The sequence below is a fragment of the Geobacillus sp. LYN3 genome (assembly GCF_003064505.1).
Classification (GTDB): Bacteria; Bacillota; Bacilli; order Bacillales; family Anoxybacillaceae; genus Parageobacillus_B; species Parageobacillus_B toebii.
In genome coordinates, this window is the sequence record NZ_QCWL01000018.1 from 1 (window position 1) to 5,613 (window position 5,613).

At 35.0% G+C, this 5,613-nt stretch carries 5 protein-coding genes and 1 pseudogene; 5 read left to right on the top strand and 1 reads right to left on the bottom strand.

The window, feature by feature from the left end:
• Positions 1-550 (top strand): hypothetical protein (locus tag DCC82_RS16290; RefSeq protein WP_233253065.1); only part of this gene is annotated, 550 nt, incomplete at its 5' end.
• Positions 551-658: 108 nt separating this feature from the next.
• Here the strand turns inward: DCC82_RS16290 and DCC82_RS18780 are convergent.
• Positions 659-1,015: pseudogene (locus tag DCC82_RS18780) on the bottom strand (hypothetical protein); the annotation flags it as partial.
• A 428-nt stretch (positions 1,016-1,443) separates the two neighbouring features.
• On the opposite strand from DCC82_RS18780, the gene DCC82_RS16300 reads away from it, so the two are divergent.
• The 4 genes from DCC82_RS16300 to DCC82_RS16315 all read left to right on the top strand — a co-directional run bounded on the left by DCC82_RS16300 (position 1,444) and on the right by DCC82_RS16315 (position 5,492).
• Entirely contained in the window at positions 1,444-2,595 is a 1,152-nt protein-coding gene (locus DCC82_RS16300) for an HIRAN domain-containing protein (protein ID WP_158268598.1), read from the top strand.
• 336 nt (positions 2,596-2,931) lie between these two features.
• Entirely contained in the window at positions 2,932-3,141 is a 210-nt protein-coding gene (locus tag DCC82_RS16305) for a hypothetical protein (protein ID WP_097355060.1), read from the top strand.
• 419 nt (positions 3,142-3,560) lie between these two features.
• Entirely contained in the window at positions 3,561-4,610 is a 1,050-nt protein-coding gene (locus DCC82_RS16310) for a restriction endonuclease (RefSeq protein WP_097355061.1), read from the top strand.
• An 84-nt stretch (positions 4,611-4,694) separates the two neighbouring features.
• The gene (locus DCC82_RS16315) at positions 4,695-5,492 is read left to right on the top strand and encodes an endonuclease NucS domain-containing protein (RefSeq protein ID WP_199222366.1); all 798 of its coding nucleotides are present in this window, start codon (positions 4,695-4,697) and stop codon (positions 5,490-5,492) included.
• Positions 5,493-5,613 lie beyond the last annotated feature (121 nt).

Below are 5,613 nucleotides of genomic sequence, written 5' to 3' on the forward strand. Positions count from 1 at the left end.
TTTTGAGACGTTTCATGCAGAATTCCGCTCCTTTTCCATACTTTTCCTTAGGAGCAGTATAACCGGAGTGGGAACCACTTATACGAAGGTTAACTTTTCAATGAGCATATATATAGTTGATTCTACTACAAAGATTGCATTTGCAAGTTTAGGAAAAATGACAGGAATAGCCCTTGGTGTTGCACTATTTGGTCCTAAGTATGCAATTTTATCAGCAGGCATAGGTACCATGCTTTTTGGATCTCAAAGCCACTATGCATCACATTTTATTAAAAAAGCTCTGGCAAGCAAGGAAGAAAAGGAACTAAAAGACTCGCTCTTCTATCTATCAGAACCAATATTGAAAAAAGTGGATGAAAAAATCGAAATCAGACATGATAAGCTTCGCAAACTTAAAGAGGGATTGGAGAAAAGCCATGCAAATGAAATATTGTTTCAAAAGCTAACCACAATGCAACATGAAGACATACAGTATATTACTTATAAAAGAAAAGAGCTTGAGAAAACGCTATCTGATATCCAAACCGGACGGATATATATATTAGGATAATGAAAACGATACCGAAAATAGGTGTTCATCCTCACAATTACCAATCTGAGTTAGAGTTTGCAAATGATGCATTTATAAAACTGAGAGAAAAGGTTTTATAAACTTCGATTAGTTTGGAGCTAGATAAATTTTGATGATGGTGTTGCAAAACTTGAGTAAAAACCCGAAGTTATGCATAAACATGCAACATGACACATGCAGTAAATATCGATGAATCCGTACCATCGCAGCTGTTCCAACCCGTCACTCTTTTACTAATTACCGTTCCATCTTTCGGAGAAGCCAAACAACCATTGACCCAACCTTGCCTTCAAAAGACAGAAAGAACCCGGCCATAGGCCTCTTTCCGTTCCCCGCTATTGCGGCGGTTGATGGGGGAGATGAATAGGATTCCTGCTTGTTCAGTGGTTTGTCGAACTTTTCGCTATCATACGCGTCATCGCCTAATGCGAATTCAATATCCCAGCTCTAAGCATTTGTACATCCGTTATGTGTTTTGCAATACATTCTTGGTAAAATATGATAAACAACCTTAATAGTCAAAAATACTTATCTCCCAGATAATGTTAGTGTAAATTGTGTAGTAGGCGTTTCATTTCCGTAATCAGCATCATAAAAAAGATGCTCCTATTACACATTATTTGGTAAAATTTATATATAAAATAATTTGAGGGAGATTAACATAAGTGATAAATGCTGAAATCCACTCAATCATTGTCTGCACTTTTAACCAGCCTTTAAGGGTACAGTACACCGAGAATCAGAAATCAATAATATCTAATTCTAAATATAATTTTTTGTTTACCACATGGAGAGATCCGTTGCCTTATATAATCCCAATGAACATAGTGTGGGTAATACATCATAATAAAATTAATTTTGGGGGGAATAAAATGTTTTTTAATCGGAAGAAGAGTGAAGCTAGGAGAAAGGCAATAGACATGGGAGTACATGTCTTTCCGCTAAAAGGTACCGATGAAGATGAAATACAAAAAATTATTCCAAGTCTAGATGTAAACACAAATATTTATTTAAGTAGAGAAAAACAACATTTTTATGGAAAAAACACAATAGTAGTTTACGAAGAAAAAAACAATCAAAAAATAGGATACATACCTGAAAAATATGCTGAATTATATGCCTCCATCATTGATGCTGGAATTAATCTTTATGCAAAGATAATAAGAACCTTTGGAAATAATGAATTTAGTGTTTACAGACCGAAAGAAAATATTATTATACCAAAGAATACATTTCCTTTTGGTATCGAAATTGCAGTTTCAAATACAATTCAAAGATTAGAAGGTTATTTAAAAGGATATCACGAAGGACGTCTTGAATTTAACGAAGTGGATTCCCCGTTCAAGAAATTACGTTTTGTTGGTTCTTATGATTTGTTTGGATTTTATAAAAATGGAGTGACTAAAGTAACACTTATGCAAATGAATCCCGCATACGTGTTAGCTTTTATAGCTAGTAATACAATTGAAACTCTCACTCAAATTGAAGAAAAAACTACACTTAATACAGTTAGAACATTTAATATAGAAAATGCATTCACAGAAATGATTCTTAAATATACTGATAATATTATAAATAAACGCGGTAATGTAAATAACGATGACTTTAGTGAGTGGATTAAAAATAAAGATATTAAAATTAGCAATGACGAGTACTTCTTACATAATTCTATGAATGTTCGCTTGGGGTATATAATAAATTTAGATACGAAACGTCTAGAAATATATTCGGGGTTACAGAGTCATCCAAATTATACAAGATATTTAAAGATAGAAAGACATAGCTATTCTGAAGGTTATTACAATTGCAAACTACTTGTTGAAGTTGATTTAGATTTAATACCTAAAGAATGGATCGAAGTAGAAGAAAAATGGTGGGGAAGTTACATGTTAAAAAACTTGCCGGTGGATTGGATTGAAATATTGAAGAAAAAAATGTACTACCGTTATGATTATGATGATGGAAGAGAAAGTATTTGGAGTGAGTATAATGAAGATGGCCTACCGTACGAGGATATGAAATAAATTTAAACCCGTGGTGCTAATTTCAATCTTCAGAATAAATTTTAGAATTACCCAATTTTGTAGATATGAACCAAGAACATTTGTTTCAGCTTCCCTTGTTGTTGCAAAACCTGCAGCTGATTTTAAACGTGTGAAATCAATATGGATGAATTCGTTACTCAAGATCAGAGTGTGAAGTGGTTGTATTAGAGCTGCAATTGGACAAACTCTAGTTCCAATTCCAATAGTGTAGACATCAATTTAGAAGTTTCGCAACAAGTACGGTAATGAGTTTTGCAAAAAGATATCCCAAAAATCCAGAAAACGAGGTCTCTGCAAAGTCTAAAGAAATTTATAATGAAGCTCCAACGTGAATACCGCAAAATAGGCAAAGCAATTATGGATGAATATCACCGTTTGGGTACAATCACTCAGACGGTATTTGATTTTGAATGTAACGCTGTCTTTCGTTTTGATCAAAGTAAAAAATTAGCCATTGCTTCTGGAGTTGAAGAGCATAAAATTTTAAAAACCATTAATGACATTGATAATTATTTTTTAATGTAAACCTCATTGAATCGTAGCGTAAGGGGGAAATTATTAACATCGGTTATCAGGTAGCGGAAGTCTCGCAATAGCAAAAACAATTTTAGTGGATATATAGATATTGTCTCAATATGATACTTACAAAGCAATTTTTCGCCGATTTCTTTTAACTGTTTCAGACCGTATTAAAGTGGAGTTATGTATTTCTCAGTTACATTATCAGTTTCATACAGCTATCTCAAAAGTCCGGCCCAATACAGTAGATACACAAATGGTGCGGTCATGGAATACCCTTTTTCGATAGAAGGAAGAATTTATTTTCGACGCCAGAACAACGTGATTTATATGTACCTCTTAAATCGAAATAAAAAAGAAACAACCATCTGTTATTAATTTGTTGAAATCTTTTTTTATAATAGTCAGCTTCAGGAGGGATAAAAATGGCAGTCTGGCTAGTTCGAGCAGGAAGAAACGGAGAGCAGCAAGAAGCAGCGCTAGAACACGGGGTAGCAGTCATCGGCTGGAATGAACTACCTGATCTTTCTTCTATACAAACAAGGGAGCAATTAAAAGAACTTTTTAATAAAGTCTATCCGAAAGCGACAGAAAATGAAGCGGCCAATAAGGTTGGACAAATCTGGGCATTTATTCACCGGATTCAAAAAGGGGACTTAGTGGCTCTTCCGCTGAAATATCGTTCTGCAATAGCCATTGGAAAAGTAGTGGGTGCATATCAATATCGAACAGATATCGCTGCTAATATCAGACATACAATCCCTGTGGAATGGATACGAACTGATATTCCTCGTACGGCATTTGACCAAGATTTACTTTATTCACTCGGTGCGTTTATGACCGTATGCCAAATTAAACGCAACAACGCAGAAGAAAGAATACGGAAAATATTAGGTTTAAGTGTTTCTCCATCATCTGTCACATCTCATGTGAAGGATGATGATAATGAGGAAGTGACAGTAGATATGGAAAGTATCAATGTTGAAGATGTTGCTTTGGAGCAAATACGCACCTATATTTCACGTAAATTCGCAGGTCACCATTTAGCAGAGTTAGTGAATGCTATTTTGCAAGCAGAAGGGTACACAACTGAAATCTCCCCTCCGGGACCGGATGGCGGTGTAGATATTTTGGCTGGTACGGGGCCAATGGGATTCGGTTTTCCTAGACTGTGTGTTCAAGTGAAGTCCTCACAGTATCCGGTTGGATCCAATGTCCTTAGTGAACTTCTCGGAACCATTAGCAAATTTGGCGCGGATCAAGGACTTCTTGTTAGTTGGGGCGGCTTTAAAAACACTGTTCTTAGAGATGCCAAAAATAACTTTTTTAAAGTAAGACTTTGGGATTCAGATGCGTTATTAAAAGCTGTTTTACGTAATTATGATAAATTTCCTGATTCATTACAGGCAGAATTACCATTGAAAAGAGTATGGGCTCTCGTTCAAGAAGATGAATATGAACACAATATATTTTAGCTTTTCGTAACTAGATGAGTGTTATTTTGTAAAAATCACATTAGATCGTACTCACACTATAAGAGAGTGGAGGGTTAAATTAACATGAGTAACAAGCCATATGTGTGGCAAATGATTAAAGAAGCGGTAGAAAACAGCCCGAATGAAAAAGTTACATATACTGAAATAAAAAATTACATCAAAAACAAATATGGTAATGTTAACGAAAACACGATAAATGCTCAGATCATTGTTTGTACTGTTAATCAACCTTCACGGGTTCATTACCCAGAGAATCAGAAACCAAGAATTGCTAATTCTAAATATGATTTTTTGTTTACCGTAGGAAGAGGACAAGTTGTATTGTATAATCCCAATGAACATGGTGTATGGGAAATACGTAAAAATGAATATGGGAAATTAATAGTTGCTCAAAAAGGATTAGAAGAAGATATAGCGATTGTTGAAACAGAAAGTGGCTTGGAGTCAACAGAACCAGATATGTTGTTTCCTGTTGAAAGCCATCTACGTGACTTTATAGCACAAAATATTCAATCATTAGACGTGAATGGAAAAAGGTTAAAATTATACATTGACGATGAAGGACGAAATGGAGTAGAATACCCAACTGATGTCGGGCTCATTGATATTTTAGCCGTTGACGAGGAAGGTAATTTTGTTGTGTTTGAGCTAAAACTTAGCAAAGGACCGGATGCAGCTATTGGTCAAATTGCTCGATACATGGGTTGGGTAAAAAAGAATATAGCAAAAGGAAAGAATGTTAGTGGAGTAATAGTAGCCAAAAAAGTTGATGATAAACTTAAATATGCCGCTTCTATCGTCCCTGAAATTTCTCTATTTGAGTATCAACTTAACTTCACAATACAGAAAGCAAGTATATAATGAGGCTGGCTCAAAATGGTCTTACCCCTGTCAAGTAGACAGTAATAAAAAAAGGGTCTTCACCATTTTCTGTGATTTCTACTCAATCCTAGAGACATGTTAGCTGGATGAAATAGGTTCA